Raw genomic sequence first — 15,901 nt, forward strand, 5'->3', positions numbered from 1 at the left:
AAGCAGACCGTAAGCAGACGTCGGTACTTAGCGAGGGTACTTTCCTCGCTTATGTACCGTTACGCTCTGCGACAGAGCGCGAGCGTGTCGCGTTTCTTATACCCTGCCAAGGGCTACGGGATTATTTCACTAACTTTCAAGTTAGTTTGGTGTAAAAACTTTAAAACAATGAACTCCCTGAATGGAAGACGGCAGTCCACCGCAATGAGCCTCACTATGCCTATGTGCGGCTATGCTTTCGTATCTTTCCATTAACTACGCTTGGCAGCATGTCCCAGCTAGAGGAAAAATGCCACATTCAGAACAATGTCCACTGCAGCATCCGCGGAGAAGATGCCTGCCAGCAGATCCCCCCGGAACATTTACGCATCCGATCTGGCATAGGCGTTTTTCATCTGCCCACTGAGTTCATACAGGACTTTGTCCAGAGTATCGGCTGCCTCACACTGAAGCATCCCCGCAATCTTTTCGTTGGCCTCTTCCTGTATTTTTTTACGAGTTTCCTCATCGGTCTCCTGCTCCAGCAATGTATCGTAACGGTTCAGGAGCTCGTGACTTTTCGCTGCCACCTTTTCCTGATAACGTTCGATATGGAACACGGATTTGCTATAAGAAGCATCGGCCATGGCTGCGATCATACGGCTCATCCAGTAGAAGTTCTCGGTGGAGACTTTTCCGGTGGTTCCGGACATGTAGCCGGGTGTCGTATCTATGTCAGTGTAGAACGGAGCCAGTACATTAAATGCATTGGATGCAAACGCCAACCACTGGAGCGGCTCGCCCTCCGGGCGCATCTGGATCAGAGCCATGACATCATTACGGTTGATGCCAATGGAACGGTATGCTCCGCACATAGTTTTATCCCCATACGAAGCATACGGATCATAGGGGGTTCCCTGATAATGGGAAGACAGCACGTATTTTACATCCTCCACCGTGATCTTCTTCTCAGGCACCATGCACCAGGGCAGATCATCCGAAAAAGGAGTGTAGTCCGCATCCGGACCATCCCAGACGAGTGTCCGGGGATTCAGGGTCCGCAGCATGTACCAGGCTCTTGCGGTATTATATACATGGTCGGAATCGTCATGGCTGCCAAAGGCATCTCTGGCAGAAAAGCTGCCGTCCTGTGACAGATCCAGATGATGCTTTTCGATAAACTCTTTCAGATCCGCAGAGCACATATGATTCTCCTGTGCGTTCAGGGCATCCTCCAGATCAAAAGCATCGATTCCGAACTGGTTCGGCATCACCACATATGCTTCATCCGGCACTCTGCGGGCAATCCAGTGATGACCGCCGATCGTCTCCAGCCACCAGATCTCGTTTTTATCGGAAAAAGCAATCCCGTTCATCTCATAGGTGCCGTATTTTTCCAACAGACTTCCCAGCCTCGTGACACCTTCTCTGGCACTATGAATATAAGGGAGCACCACAGATACAATGTCCTCCTCACCGATACCTCCGGGAATCTCTTCTGCACCATCCTGCGCCGGAACATATTCCACCAACGGATCTGCTCCCAGGACTCTGGCATTGGAAGTGATAGTCTCCGTGGCCGTCATGCCCACACCTGCCGCATTGATACCGTGTGCCGCCCAGATACCTTCTCCCTCCAGCGCATTGGGCACTGCGGTATAACGCAAAGCCTCCTCGGGCAGATCGATCTCCACATGAGAAAGCACAGATTTATATTTTCTCGGCTGTTCTTCCGGATGTACCACCACAAATTTCTTCGGGGTAAACTGTCCGGAGGGGGAATCATCGTTCCGGGCGATCATGGTGGATCCGTCATAAGATGCTTTTTTTCCTACTAATATGGTTGTACATGGCATAATCATTACCTCCTGCTATTATGCTACAAAAAGTTTCCCGTGAGTAGCAAAAATCTGTTTCCTGTCTGGAACCTTACACCAGCTTCTGTCCATTCACCACAACATTCCGGATCGTCTCCGGTCTGCCCTGCAGGGGCTCAAGTTTCGTAAACTGTCTGCAGCCGGTGACTTCGATATTTTCCATAGACAAATCTCTGAAATACGGAATGTCCTCCTCATTTTCCATGGCAATGGTCTCATTACGGTTCAGAGAATTCAGGACATAAGACATCGTAAGGATCACTGCCTCGCCCTTGATCTCGCTCATATGGATATTGCGGAGTGTGATGTTTTCCACTACACCGCCGCGTCCCAGCGCACTCTTCATGCGGACACCCACATCGGTTCCCACGAAAGTACAGTTCTCCACCAGAATATCTTTTACCCCACGTGACATCTCGCTGCCGATGACAAAACCACCATGGCCTTCATTCACGAGACAATCATGAATGTAGACATTGCTGCAGGGGCCTTCAATCCTGCGGGCAATGGCATTTTTGCCGGATTTCATGCAGATAGCATCGTCACCGGTCTCAAAGGTGCTGTGGTGAATGTGCACATTGGTGCAGGATTCTACATCGATGCCGTCACCATTCTGTGCAAAGTACGGATTGCGGATCTTCACACCGTCCACAGTAAGGTCCTCGCAAAAATAGGGATGTATGTTCCATGCCGGAGAGTTCATAAACGTTGCGCCCTGTAACAATACCTTTTTACAATAACGCAGGCTGACCATTACCGGACGGTAAAAATCATAATAAGGTGCCGCAGCAGCCAGTGCCTCTTCGGTGGTTCCCTGGATGTTATGGCGATTGCCTTCCAGAATGGACTCAGTAGGCATCCAAATCTCAGTCTCTTTTGTCTCGATCACATAAGGACTGATCTGAAACAGCGCATCCCACTGTTTTGCCGTCATCTTGAATTTCTTGACCGGTCGCCATTTATCACCGCTGCCGTCAATGATCCCTTCTCCGGTGATAGCTATATTTTCCACATTTTCCGCAGTAATCGGAGATACGGTTCGGATGCAGTCCTGCCCTTCGTAACTGGTAATGCGCAGGGGATAATCCTCTTTCGATTTGATGAATTTTAACATAGCCTGACTGTCCAGGTGCAGATTAACACCGCTTAACAGACGGATCGGTGCCACCGCCCAGATACCTGCGGGAATTCTCACCATACCACCGCCCTGCTCAGACACCTCATGGATGGCACGATTGATGGCTTCGGCATTGTGCCTGCCGGCTTCCTCACTGAATTCTCCGCTCTTTGCACCATACTCCGCTATGGATACCTCCCTTTCGGGGAAACAGGGGAGTTCTACTTTATAATCCTGATTATACACAATTATTATCTCCTTGAAATCTTTTTATTATATTGCTTTCACGTTTTTTGATTCTATCATTTTCTGCATCGGATTTCTACGCGGTTTTTTTGTTTTTCCCATATGTTCTACTGCGTATTTGTGAGATTGTTTTCTTTTCATTTTTTCCACTATCTATTATAATGATATTTGCATTACCGGTTTATTTTACCGGTCACGGAAAGGCATATAGCATTATGAAATATTATCTTGCCCCCATGGAGGGACTGACCACTTATAATTTCCGCACCAACTGGAACCGCTACTACGGCGGTATGGATAAATATTTTACCCCGTTTATCTCCAACCGGCACATGAACAGCAGAGAGCGCAACGATGTGCTGCCGGAACATAACGAGGGCATGTACACGGTGCCGCAGATTCTGACCAATAAGTCAGAGGAATTCCTGTCGCTTGCAGAACAGCTTGCCGGATACGGCTACCATGAGGTCAACCTGAATCTGGGCTGCCCTTCCGGAACAGTGGTAGCAAGAAATCGCGGTGCCGGGTTCTTAGGTACGCCCCGGGAACTGGAGACTTTTCTGGACGAAATTTTTGAAAAATGTCCGTTGGAAATCTCCATCAAAACCCGCATCGGCATGGAGTATTTGGATGAGTGGGCTCCGTTACTGAAAATATATCAGAAATTCCCCTTGAAAGAGCTGATCATCCATCCCAGACTGCAAAAAGAAGGATATCAGGGGGTGCCCCATCTGGAGGCTTTTGCGGAAGCTGCCGACACCTTACAATGCCCGCTGTGTTATAACGGGGATATTACCTCTCCGAAGACACTCGCGTACGTCCTGGAAAAACTGCCCATGGTCGATACCGTCATGATCGGTCGGGGGATCTTGCAGAATCCGGGACTGTTACAGCAGTTGAAGGCTGCTTCCACTGATTTCGATGGGGTGTCCCTGCCGTCTTCGGAAGATTGTCTGGATGTTTTGAAGGAATTCCATAATTCTCTCCTGGCGGGATATCAGGTGATCATGTCCGGCGATACCAATACTCTGTATAAAATGAAGGATCTCTGGACTTTCTTAAGCCGCAGCTTCGAATCTCCTGACAAATACGTAAAAAAGATCCGCAAAGCCACGGATGTCAGTGACTATAAACTGGCAGTCAATGCACTGTTTAGGGAGTGCGCTCTCAAATCATCCTAAAATAATTTTCTTGCGCCTTTTAAAAAAAATTTATTTCTTATGCAACTTTTCTGAAGACTGTACAGTCTAATCATCAGAGACCTGTAAGAAATGGTTTTATTACGAAAGGAGTTTTATTATGAAAAACAAATTTATCTGTGCACTTTTAACCACTGTTATGGTATTATCTTTTGCTGCCTGCGGCAATGAGGGAAACGGAGCTGCTGCCTCTGCGGAAAGCACCGTAGCTTCCGAAAGTCAGGTTACAGAAAGCAATACAGAAGCCAATACTGAAACCGCATCCACCGAAAGCACCTCTACGGCGGAAGGAGCCTATGAAGACAACTTTGCAGTTCCCACAGAAGATGCTACCGCTTTCGCTAAAAAGATCCAGGATGCCGTAGCCGCTGAAGACCTGAATGCTCTCGCTGATCTGGTCAATTATCCGGTCTATGTTGCTCTGGGCGATGGCAGTATGATCGAAACCAGGGAAGATCTGATTGCCTTAGGTGCAGACAAAATCTTCACCCCTGAGCTGAAAGATTCTATGGCTAATGCTGATCTGTCCGAATTAAGCCCCAGTATGGCAGGATTCACCCTCTACAGCACCGGTGACGGTCCTAACATCACCTTCAATGTCCAGAACGGAGTACTCGGCATCAGCGGTATCAATTACTAATCATTCTCGTACAAATCGGGGGAGCCTTTCATCAGGCTCCCCTTACTCGTGTCGAAACTACTGTTGTCAACGGTACCATAGTGATGTCTATGTTCCCGTCTGTCTTACGTGTGATCAGCGTTGCTCCCCGCTGGATATATTGCTTCGCGATGCCGGAATATCCCAGATAATCAATGGACATTCCGTAAGTCATGCGGATACCTTTATAGGTCAGTGACAACGTATTCAGATGATCGTGTCCACAGAAGATCCATTTCAGCCAGCCGTTATCCACCGCTTTTTCGAAAAAATGGGGTGGTCGGTTCGATATTCCGAAATACTCATCCTTTTCTCCGATACTGCCGTGTTCATAACTCACACTGTGATCGCCTAGTTTCATCTTCTTGTAGGCTTCCTTGAACTCCGCGGGCGGCATGTGGAAAAATGCCATAGCCGGTACTTTTCTCTCGTTCAATTTCTCCATACACCAGTCCGTCTGGTCCTCATGGATGCAGTCGAAACCGCTGAAAAACCAGCCGTCGCCATACATGTTAGAGTCCAGGTGGATGAGTGGCAGGAGAATTCTGCCTTCTCCATCGATCAGATCTAATACAAAATTTCCGACGCCTGCAATGGGGTTTTGAGGACTATGCTCATATCTTCCTTTGGTAAAAACAGCGTATTTTCCCGTTGCAAAAATCTCCGCCAGCTGCTCTTTATTGCATGCAGCCCCCATCTCACAGTCATGATTGCCGAAGACAAACGTATAGGGAATCTGAAAACCATCCAGAAACGCTAACAGCTTTTGCGCCTGTTTTCTATTATTCATCGTCCCGCTTTTTGGGAAAAACGGAAACACGGAATCCCCGGTCAGGACGATCAGATCCGGTCCCGTCCGGCGGATCAGCTCCGTCACCGCTGCCAGCGCCAGTCTGTCCTTTTTCCCGGAAAACATGCCGAAACCAAGGTGCAGGTCTGTCAGCTGTAATATTTTATAATCTCTGTCCGTCGGGATGCGAAGGGAAAAAGTCTCTTCGTCCCGAATTTGAAAATTTTGAGAGGTATACATAGGAATCTCTTTTCTGTCACTTAATCTGTTTCACTATTGTATTTGAGTTTTTTTGAAATCAGCTCAATGGGATCAACGCACCGATTGCAGACAGCAGCGTAGACAGCACCATCAGCACCTGAAACGGCACTGTGCCGATCACGCCGCAGATAGGACTGCTGCCGGCTTTTTTCCTGGACTTTCCATAGGTCAGCACCAGCATGATGCTCACCAGTACCACAACGCCACTCATGATCCGGGTCAGAACGATAAAGCTGTTCACGCCAAACACAGCAAACAGGATGCAGGGGACTGTGGCGATCAGCCAGCTGATGCGGTTGCCGCTGCCGATCTGCTCATGAACCACATCGCGGAGGGCGAGAGTATTGCTCCAGAACGTGGTAAGTAAAGCAAACAGGGAAAATACGCCTGCCAGGATCATTGCCCAGGTACCGATGCTCTCTCCCAACTGCATGTATGCCAGTTCTTTTTCCAGTGCTCCCTTGGTTCCCAGGAGAACCGTACCCGTCACGATCAGGACAAACACTGAGGAAAGCCCAAAACCGATGAAGATGGAGCGGCGGATCTGTTTCGCGTTGCCATCCAGACCTTTCACCACCTGGATCACTGCCTGATTGGCAGATGTGGCGAATACCACCATGCTGTACAGCGCCAGCAGATTATTCCAGTGGAACTGTGCCCGTTGCAAAGAATTCAGCGGATGCAGAAAAGTTCCTACCGTCATCACTGCCACAATGCCCATGAGGACAATGACTGCGTACTTCTGCGCGATGCCCACGGCTTTCATGCCGATAAACACCACAACTCCGGCGATCACATAGTACAAAACCTGCGCCGCCACAAAAGGCATTCCGAACCAGTTCACAAAAATCTGGGCGCCACCGTTGATGTTGCCGCTGACACCGATCATAATTGCCAGTCCATAGACAATAAATACACTCCAGCTGAAGATCTGCTTCATTTTCCCATGAAACAGCTCTCCTTCAAAGCTTTTCACCAGCTGGACACCACCGTTATTATAAGACAGTTCGGCAATGATCAGGTGCAGGATCACGTTCACACAATAGGCGATCAATACCATCCACACGACATCCAGCATGCTGTTCTTCGTGGCAAGATACGGAACGGCGATGATGCCGGTACCGATGCTGTTGCCGACGATCATGCTGATGGCTTCAAAGGTCGTGAGATGGGCTTCGGATTGGATAGGTTGGGACATAGGGAGGCCTCCTTTGTATAAAAACACTACTTTACTATGCAATATAATTCTTTCGATATTCATCCGTGTCTACCCGGATAGGTACAAAAAAATCTGTTGCTAAATGGGGAATGTCTCTCTGCGAGATTACTTCTATTCCTTCGGCTCCGGTAGCATCCCCTTGATCTTCACGCCACTCAGATCCACATCCAGCACGATCTTCACCACCCAGAAAAACAACAACAGTACCAGCATCGGGATCACGCAGGAAGTAATGATCATCACGGCAACCGCCTCGATAAAGTGATTCAGGGAATTCTCCACCTTCTGTACCAGTTCTTCGGTAGAAATTGTCACATTTTCCACAACATTTGTCACCGAATCTTTAGCGCCGGAAATGGCATCTTTTGCCCAGTCGAAAATGTTTGAGACAGATCCGGAGTTATTGTTTTCCTTCTCCTGCACATTACCTGTAACAGTTCCAGAAGCTTCTGTTGTTCCGATTCCGGTTGTTTCCGTCGCATTAGTATCATCCACCACACCACTGTTTTCCAGTATGCTCTGTGTGTTCTTGGCATCTTCAATGGTTGCTTCGATCTGGGCCTGATAGGTGTCACCGATGAGGTCGGAGATCTTCACACTGGCGGGAACCACGAGGGAGATCGCCAAGCCAAACACCGCCAGTTTTGCTGCCAGTTTTCGCACGGTGGCATTTGCAAAAATCAGGTTGAGTATCCACAAGCCGCAGGCAATCGGAATCAGGTAGGTAAATGCCACATAACCGGTAATCGTCACGAGATATTTTTCCAGATAGATAGCGCAGAGGACCACTAGCAGGTATCCGCTGACATCTGCCATTTTCTCCGCGATTGGTGTTGCCGTGTCGCCCGGAAGCAAGGTGATCAGCGCCGAAGTCACCGTGGATGCCGCCGTCAGCTCCATGACAGTCTGTTTTTTCTCATCCAGAGAGGCAATGGTCTTCTGATGATTCTCCGGGGCGGAGGCGTATTTTCCTACAACCGTTATGGATAAAATAGCAACCAGCAATAATACTGCTGCTGTAATGCATTTCTGTTTGACAAAGTTCATACTAATTACCTTCTTTCCTTCACGATTTCTATATTATTTCACGCAAATATCCTGCTATTACATTTTTCAGGACGTAATTTAGGCTATACACTACACTTTTCAGGACGTAATCTCGTGCCATCTCACACTTTTCAGGACGTTACTTCAAAAACCGCCGCAACAACTTCTCTTTTTTCTCATCATACCTCTGATACCGTATCGGCAGATCCATCCATGTCTTTTTGTCCACGATACTCCGATAATGGCTAAAGGTCTCGAATCCGGTACGGCCGTGATACCCACCCATGCCGCTCTCACCCACGCCGCCGAAAGGCATGGCGCTGGTGGCGAGATGAATAATGGTGTCATTGATGCAGCCACCGCCAAAATGGCAGTGATCCAGGATCCGTCTCTGGGCTTTTTTATCTTCACTGAAGAAATACAGTGCCAACGGATGGGGATGTTCCTCCACACAGCGGATCGCCCAATCCGCAAAATCTCCCTCGGCAGCTTGGGTTCCAGAAACCTCCCCGCTAAAATCATTTTTAACACCGCTGCCGTCGCCGGAGCATAGGCACTGGGTTTTACCACTGCGGTATTCCCTGCGGCAATAGCATCGATCAACGGATCCAGTGTCAATAACACCGGATAATTCCATGGACTCATGATCAGCACGGTGCCATAGGGTGACGGAGACCGGAAGCTCCTCGCCGCGAACTGCGATAACGGTGTCGGCACTCTCTTTTCCCGCATCAGCCCCCGCAGGTGTTTCTGCATCCAGGTCAGCTCCGAGAGCGTCAGTCCGATCTCGCACATGTAGCTTTCCATCCGGCTTTTCCCCAGATCCTGTCGCAGTGCATCGTTCAATTCTGTTTCATGGCGCTGCAGGGAATCCTTTAACTTGCCCAGCTGTTCTGCCCGGAATTCCCGGGAAAGCGTGGCTCCCGTAGCAAAATATTCTCTTTGTCTGCGTAATATCGTCCGGATCTCCTGCTCTGTCATAGTGCCTCCTGTTTTATCTCCATGCAAAATTTACCATTCCGTACACATAGATGAACAGCACTGCCGCCGGCACAAAATATTTAAACACCGGTTTCATCCACGGCTGGACCTTTAAGCCCTTGCCGGCATTTGCTTCCTCCAGGAATTTGTCCCAGCCCCAGCCGACCTTATAGCAGCAAAATACCGCCAACAGGATCGAACCTATGGGCATGATGTTATTCGACACCAGGAAATCCCAGAAATCGAGCCAGGTCGTCCCCGCTGCAAACGGCTGAAAATGAAATACACTGAAGCCCAGTGCTGTCGTCAGGGCCAACAGGAAACATCCGGCACCACACGCCACGCACCCTGCCGGTCTGGACCATTCGGTCAGTTCCCGGACCATGGCCAGAATATTTTCACACACACCCAGCACTGTGGACATGGCTGCGAACACCATGAACAGGAAAAATAAGGTTCCCCACCATCTGCCGCCTGCCATGTTGTTAAATACGGTCGCCATAGTATCGAACAGAAGACTGGGACCCGCCGTCACTTCCACATCATAAGTGAAGCATGCCGGAAATATAATGATACCGGCGATCACTGCCACCAGTGTATCCAGGATAATAATATGGATAGACTCACCCATGAGAGAACGGTCCTTGCCGACATAGCTTCCGAAGATCGCCATACCGCCCATTCCCACGGACAATGTGAAAAATGCCTGATTCATGGCGCCCACCACCACAGAACCGGTGATTTTGGAGAAATGTGGGATCAGATAGAAGCTCAATCCCTCTCCTGCTCCCGGAAGTGTAAAGCTGTGCACCGCCAGCACCAGCATCAGCACGATCAATGCTGACATCATATATTTGGTAATACGCTCCAGCCCACCCTGCAGATGGAAGCTTAAAATGACAAAAGCGATCAGCAAGGTGACTAACAGATATGTCACATTCACCGAGGGCGTCGTGATCATTTTTTCAAAACCGAAATCCTGATTCTGCCCTGTCAGAAATTTTACAAAATAATAGAGGATCCATCCGGACACCACCGCATAGAAAGCGATCAACGCAATGTTTCCGATGAGACAGACGATGCCCCACAGATTCCATTTTCCCCTGCCGCCGGATAATTTCCGATACATATAAAGTGGACTCGTCTGCGCCGCACGCCCCACGGAAAATTCCATGATCATGGTGGGCAGGCCCAGCACGATCAGGCAGATCACGTAGATCAGCATGAAGCTTCCGCCACCGTTCTGCCCGCACATCCACGGGAATTTCCACACATTTCCGCAGCCGATGGCACACCCCGCCGACAGCATGATAAATCCCAAACGACTCCCCAGTCTTTCTCTGTTTTCCATACCTCTGATCCTTCCCAAAACCACTTATTCTAAACACGGGATACGGCATATATTTTTGCTGTTTTCCCATATTTTCGCCATCTTTTCGCATTGACAGCCCTATTTTCTCATTATATAATTTTCTTAAATATTTGAAAAACAAATTATTTACATTGCATTGATCGAAGAATTGAATTTACAATGTAGAAAGAGTATCTACCCTATGGATGTCAAAAATCTGGAAACCTTTGTTATGGTGAACGAACTGAAAAGTTTTACGCTGGCGGCCGGACGTCTGGGTTATACCCAGTCCACCGTATCCTTTCAGATCAAACAGTTGGAAAAGGAGCTGTCCATCCCTCTGTTTGAACGGATCGGGCATACCGTAACCCTGACCAATGAGGGGGAGAAGCTGCTGCCCCTGGCCCAGCAGATCCTGCGTCTCGCCGCTGAAGCCACCCACATCAGCGGCAACACCGCCCCGGAGGGTCTGGTGCGGATCGCCATTGCAGAATCCCTGGCCAGTTGGGAATTTCACAGCCGTTTTAAAGATTTTCATGAAAAATATCCCGGAATCCGGTTGAAGATCATTGCTACCAGCACCGATGAAATGTTCCAGATGCTGGGACAGAATCAGGTGGACATTGTATACACGCTGGACCGCCGTATTTTTAATCACAATTATGTGACCGCTTTCGAAGCTCCGGTGGATATTCACTTCGTCACCGGTGCCGGTCACCCCTTAGCCGGACAGACTCAGATCACCCTGGAACAGATTCTGGAATATCCGCTGATCCTGACAGAGAAAAACATGAGTTACCGGGCTGCTCTGGATGATCTGCTCTCCCAAAACGGTAGGGAGACCATGCCTATCATGGAGGTGGGCGATACCCAGCTGATCCGCAATCTTCTGTGTCAGGATCTCGGCATCTCCTATCTGCCGGAGTTCGTTGTAGCGGAAGATCTGGCAAAAGGAAATCTCGTCAGTCTCCCCATGACAGAGATTCATCCGGATATCTGGCGACAGCTTTTATATCATAGGAACAAATGGATCTCACCGGAATTGAAATGCGTAATAAAATACCTGCAGGAGGAATAATCCCCTGCAGGTTTTCTATTTGTCTTCTTATTCCTAGAATCCCATCAGCAGGCCAATACCATGTACCAGGAAGGCTGCCACCCATGCCACAAAACACTGCCAGAGTACCACGGCAATGGCCCATTTTCCACCCAGTTCTCTGCGTACAGAAGCGATGGCTGCCACGCAGGGAGTATATAGCAGACTGAATACCAGTAATGTAGCGGCTGCCAGCGGGGTAAGTACGGTGGCAATGCTGCTGCCGAACAATACTTCCAGGGTTGCTACCACACTTTCTTTTGCCATGAATCCACTGATCAGAGAGGTACAGATCCGCCAGTCACCCAGACCGAGCGGTCGAAACAGCGGTACCAGCAGACCGGATACCATAGCCAGCATACTGTTTGCCGAATCCTCAACAAGATTCAGTTTCAGGTCAAAGCTCTGCAGGAACCATACCACGATGGTGGCAATGAAGATCACAGTGAATGCTTTCTGTAAAAAGTCTTTTGCCTTTTCCCACAACAGCTGCCCTACATTTTTGGCTCCCGGCAGACGATAGTTCGGAAGTTCCATTACAAAGGGCACCGGTTCTCCCTGGAATAACGTGCTCCGGTATAAAAATGCTACCAGAATTCCCATCAGGATACCAAACAGATACAATGCCGACATGATCAGTCCGCCCTTTCCCGGGAAAAATACGCTCACGAAGAACGAATAGATCGGTAATTTTGCAGAACAGCTCATAAACGGTGTCAGCAGGATCGTCATTTTACGGTCTCTCTCACTGGTCAGTGTTCTCGTGGCCATGACCGCCGGGACCGTACATCCAAACCCGATCAGCATCGGCACAATGCTTCGTCCGGACAGACCGATCTTTCGAAGCAGCTTATCCATAACGAACGCCACACGGGCAATATAGCCGCTGTCCTCCATCAGAGACAGGAAGAAAAACAGAGTGACCACGATGGGCAGGAAGCTCAGTACACTGCCCACGCCGGTAAAGATACCGTCTATTACAAGGCTTTGGACCGCACTGTTGACATGAGCTGCCGTCAATGCCACATCAGTGATCTCCGTCAATTTTCCGATTCCCAGTTCCAGCAGTCCCTGGAGCCATGCTCCGATGACATTGAAAGTCAGATAGAATACCAGCACCATGATCAGGATAAAACAGGGAATTGCCGTATATTTTCCGGTGAGGATCCGGTCGATCTTCTCACTTCGGATCCGTTCCTTACTTTCTTTGGGTTTTACTACTGTCTGCTCACATAATCTCTCGATAAAATCAAAACGCATATCGGCAATGGCCGCACTTCTGTCCACGCCACGCTCCGCCTCCATCTGGCAGACAATATGCTCCAGCATTTCTTTTTCATTTTCATCCAGCTGCAGCTTCTCCAGGATCAGATGGTCTCCTTCAATGGCTTTGTTGGCTGCAAAACGCAGGGGCAGCTTCGCAGTCTCCGCATGATCCTCGATCAGATGGCATACCGCATGGATGCAGCGGTGTACGGAACCGTCATGATCGTTTTTATCGCAGAAATCCTGCCGCAGCGGCCGTTCCTGATATTTTGCCACATGGACTGCATGACGGATCAGTTCATCCACGCCTTCGTTTTTCGCAGCGGAAATGGGGATTACGGGTACTCCCAGGAACGCTTCCATGGCGTTCACATCGATGGAGCCGTGATTGCCGGTGACTTCATCCATCATGTTCAGGGCTACGACCATGGGAATGTTCATTTCCAACAACTGCATGGTCAGATACAGATTACGCTCGATATTCGTCGCATCCACGATATTGATGATAGCTCTGGGTTTCTCATACAGGATAAAATTACGGGATACGATCTCTTCACTGCTGTAAGGGGACATGGAATAAATACCGGGCAGGTCTGTCACCAAAGTATCCGGATACCCTTTGATGGAACCGTCCTTACGGTCTACGGTAACTCCGGGGAAATTTCCCACATGCTGATTCGAGCCGGTGAGCTGATTGAACAGTGTAGTCTTGCCGCAGTTCTGATTTCCCGCCAGGGCGAACGTTAGTGTCGTTCCCTCCGGCAGAGGATTCTCGTCTTTTTTCGAATGGTATTTTCCATCCTCACCTAAACCCGGGTGCTCCGCATCCGTCACCCGATCCAGCCCCTTATGTTCTCTTGTTCTCTTCGATATGGGTGCGATCTCGATCTGATCCGCTTCCGCCAGCCGTAACGTAAGTTCATAGCCGTGCACCTGCAATTCCATGGGATCCCCCATCGGAGCCAGCTTTACCACCGTCACCTCTGCTCCCGGGATCATACCCATATCCAGGAAATGCTGTCTGAGTTCTCCGGAACCACCGACAGTTTCGATCACGGCGCTTTTGCCGATTTCCAATTCTTTCAGTGTCATAACACTTCTGTATCCTTTCGTATCTCAACATTTTAATGTACTGTGTTGTAACAGAAGTATTATAGCGCATTTGGTATTGAAAATCAGTATCAATTTGCATTTTTTATTTCCATGATTTTTTCAAAAAATTGTTCAAAAATGTAGAAAAAATTGACGAAAGCAGTTATACTTAAAATAGCATCAATAAAAATAGGGAGGGAACTTATAAATATGAAAGAAAATAATAAATATCGTTATACGGATACCGCGGAACGCAATATCAGAATGAACCGGTTCTATATTATCGCTACTTCGCTTTTGGCGATCGTGTTCCTGTTTTATCTGTGGTTAAAACTGGTAAATCACAACATTGCACCCATTGTTACATACGCAAATACCATTCTGATCGCCGTTTTCTGTGTGGTAAATGTCGTGACACACCTTCGAAATAAGGCGACACAACTATTAAAAGTCTTCGCTACCATCGAGATCGGCATTGAGTATCTGTTAGTCGGTTTACAGACAGATGCAAGTTTCATTCACTATGCGCTGATTGCCATTTTCATATTACAGATTCCTTATTATGAGAAAAAATCTCTGAAGAAAACCGCTGTGGGATTATTCGTGCTCTACCTGATCGTCATGATCGTTCAGGCTACGAAGGGAATCTACGGTCAAGATGTGAATGCCGTCTGCTCTACCCTGCTGGTATTCCTGATTGGAATCATTATTTTGGAAACCGGTAAGATTGCTATATTATTTAACAATGATGCCATCGGTTTTTCCCGGGAAGAACATAACCATGTAAAAGAAGTACTGGATAATGTTCTGGACGTATCCCAGATCGTACATCAGGAAACCACCAAAACCACAGATCTTATGAACCAGCTGGTACAAACTACGGAATCTGTAGCCAACAGTATGCAGGAGATCTCCTCTGCCACCAATATGACTGCCACCAGCATCGAAGAACAGAGCCAGATGACCGGTATGATTCAGAATGCTATCGAGCAGACCGGTCATATCTCCGAGCAGATGGTGCAGATCGCCGAAGAATCTAACGAAAGCATCCGTAAGAACATGGCTGCTATGGAATCTTTAAAACAGCAGTCCGCCATGATCAAGGATACCAACCATTCCGTCACCGACGCCATGGCAAAATTACAGGAAAAGACAAAAGAGGTGGAAACTATCGCCGGAAGCATCATGGCAATCTCCAGTCAGACAAATCTTTTAGCCCTGAACGCTTCCATCGAAAGTGCCCGTGCCGGTGAAGCCGGACGCGGTTTCGCCGTTGTAGCACAGCAGATCCGTCAGCTCGCAGAGCAGACCAAGAGCTTTACCGAAGAGATCACCAAGATTACCAACGAGCTGAATGTCAATGCCAACATGGTAGTCAACACTATCAACGGTTCCATTGAAGCTACCGAACAGCAGGGCGAAAAGATCCTGGCCGCTTCCGAGACTTTCGAACAGCTGAACAAAAATATGGAAGCACTGGCTTCCCAGGTGGAAGAAGTAAATCACCACATTCTGGGCTTGTCAGAATCCAATAATAAGATTATGGAAAACATCTCCCAGCTGTCCGCTGTAACTGAAGAAGTTACCGCCAATGCCGAGCAGGTGCACACCATGAGCCAGAACAACCTGGATTGCGCAGAACAAGTAAAAACGGCAGTAGAACATATCCGCTCTACCACCGATGAGATGGGGATCTCCTAATTATCAATGAAAATGAGACGA

General features: G+C 48.5%; 11 protein-coding genes and 1 pseudogene. 4 read left to right on the top strand and 8 right to left on the bottom strand.

What is annotated here, in order from left to right; genetic code table 11:
- Positions 1-362: 362 nt before the first annotated feature.
- Positions 363-1,835, bottom strand: coding sequence for a C69 family dipeptidase (locus tag FYJ59_RS10280; protein WP_154496822.1), 1,473 nt, complete (start codon positions 1,833-1,835; stop codon positions 363-365).
- Between the two features lie 73 nt (positions 1,836-1,908).
- Positions 1,909-3,219, bottom strand: a complete 1,311-nt coding sequence (locus FYJ59_RS14295) for a glycoside hydrolase family 28 protein (protein ID WP_328597229.1) — start codon at positions 3,217-3,219, stop codon at positions 1,909-1,911.
- 215 nt (positions 3,220-3,434) lie between these two features.
- On the opposite strand from FYJ59_RS14295, the gene FYJ59_RS10290 reads away from it, so the two are divergent.
- Together FYJ59_RS10290 and FYJ59_RS10295 are read left to right on the top strand one after the other, a co-directional pair.
- A complete protein-coding gene (locus FYJ59_RS10290; protein ID WP_154496825.1) occupies positions 3,435-4,400 on the top strand; it encodes a tRNA dihydrouridine synthase in 966 nt (321 codons plus the stop codon).
- A gap of 118 nt (positions 4,401-4,518) precedes the next feature.
- Positions 4,519-5,058, top strand: coding sequence for a hypothetical protein (locus FYJ59_RS10295; RefSeq protein WP_154496828.1), 540 nt, complete (start codon positions 4,519-4,521; stop codon positions 5,056-5,058).
- A 31-nt stretch (positions 5,059-5,089) separates the two neighbouring features.
- Here FYJ59_RS10295 and FYJ59_RS10300 read toward each other — a convergent pair whose 3' ends face one another.
- The 5 genes and pseudogenes from FYJ59_RS10300 to FYJ59_RS10320 all read right to left on the bottom strand — a co-directional run bounded on the left by FYJ59_RS10300 (position 5,090) and on the right by FYJ59_RS10320 (position 10,725).
- A complete protein-coding gene (locus FYJ59_RS10300; protein ID WP_154496831.1) occupies positions 5,090-6,106 on the bottom strand; it encodes a metallophosphoesterase in 1,017 nt (338 codons plus the stop codon).
- Positions 6,107-6,164: 58 nt separating this feature from the next.
- Entirely contained in the window at positions 6,165-7,325 is a 1,161-nt protein-coding gene (locus tag FYJ59_RS10305) for an aromatic amino acid transport family protein (protein WP_154496833.1), read from the bottom strand.
- Between the two features lie 132 nt (positions 7,326-7,457).
- Positions 7,458-8,393: a hypothetical protein gene (locus tag FYJ59_RS10310; protein ID WP_154496835.1), complete on the bottom strand. Its 936-nt coding sequence runs from the start codon at positions 8,391-8,393 to the stop codon at positions 7,458-7,460.
- Positions 8,394-8,532: 139 nt separating this feature from the next.
- Positions 8,533-9,374, bottom strand: a pseudogene (locus FYJ59_RS14520) (aldehyde dehydrogenase family protein).
- Positions 9,375-9,387: 13 nt separating this feature from the next.
- Positions 9,388-10,725, bottom strand: a complete 1,338-nt coding sequence (locus tag FYJ59_RS10320) for a sodium-dependent transporter (RefSeq protein WP_154496837.1) — start codon at positions 10,723-10,725, stop codon at positions 9,388-9,390.
- Positions 10,726-10,927: 202 nt separating this feature from the next.
- Here FYJ59_RS10320 and FYJ59_RS10325 point away from each other — a divergent pair, with 202 nt between their 5' ends.
- A complete protein-coding gene (locus FYJ59_RS10325; protein ID WP_154496839.1) occupies positions 10,928-11,803 on the top strand; it encodes a LysR family transcriptional regulator in 876 nt (291 codons plus the stop codon).
- 33 nt (positions 11,804-11,836) lie between these two features.
- On the opposite strand, the gene feoB is transcribed toward FYJ59_RS10325, so the two are convergent.
- Positions 11,837-14,179 (bottom strand): ferrous iron transport protein B, encoded by a 2,343-nt coding sequence (gene feoB / locus FYJ59_RS10330; protein WP_154496844.1) that lies wholly within the window; start codon positions 14,177-14,179, stop codon positions 11,837-11,839.
- A gap of 210 nt (positions 14,180-14,389) precedes the next feature.
- Between feoB and FYJ59_RS10335 the strand changes: the two genes are divergently transcribed.
- Positions 14,390-15,880: a methyl-accepting chemotaxis protein gene (locus FYJ59_RS10335; protein WP_154496846.1), complete on the top strand. Its 1,491-nt coding sequence runs from the start codon at positions 14,390-14,392 to the stop codon at positions 15,878-15,880.
- Positions 15,881-15,901: the final 21 nt, after the last annotated feature.

This window comes from Waltera intestinalis, assembly GCF_009695995.1.
Taxonomy (GTDB): Bacteria; Bacillota; Clostridia; order Lachnospirales; family Lachnospiraceae; genus Acetatifactor; species Acetatifactor intestinalis.

Bases quoted from the DNA above. Each gene is read 5' to 3' on its own strand.
- FYJ59_RS10295 (WP_154496828.1), top strand. From the start codon at position 4,519: ATGAAAAACAAATTTATCTGTGCACTTTTAACCACTGTTATGGTATTA.
- FYJ59_RS10335 (WP_154496846.1), top strand. From the start codon at position 14,390: ATGAAAGAAAATAATAAATATCGTTATACGGATACCGCGGAACGCAAT.
- FYJ59_RS10290 (WP_154496825.1), top strand. From the start codon at position 3,435: ATGAAATATTATCTTGCCCCCATGGAGGGACTGACCACTTATAATTTC.
- FYJ59_RS10300 (WP_154496831.1), bottom strand. From the start codon at position 6,106: ATGTATACCTCTCAAAATTTTCAAATTCGGGACGAAGAGACTTTTTCC.
- FYJ59_RS10320 (WP_154496837.1), bottom strand. From the start codon at position 10,725: ATGGAAAACAGAGAAAGACTGGGGAGTCGTTTGGGATTTATCATGCTG.
- FYJ59_RS10325 (WP_154496839.1), top strand. From the start codon at position 10,928: ATGGATGTCAAAAATCTGGAAACCTTTGTTATGGTGAACGAACTGAAA.
- feoB (WP_154496844.1), bottom strand. From the start codon at position 14,179: ATGACACTGAAAGAATTGGAAATCGGCAAAAGCGCCGTGATCGAAACT.
- FYJ59_RS10305 (WP_154496833.1), bottom strand. From the start codon at position 7,325: ATGTCCCAACCTATCCAATCCGAAGCCCATCTCACGACCTTTGAAGCC.
- FYJ59_RS10310 (WP_154496835.1), bottom strand. From the start codon at position 8,393: ATGAACTTTGTCAAACAGAAATGCATTACAGCAGCAGTATTATTGCTG.
- FYJ59_RS10280 (WP_154496822.1), bottom strand. From the start codon at position 1,835: ATGCCATGTACAACCATATTAGTAGGAAAAAAAGCATCTTATGACGGA.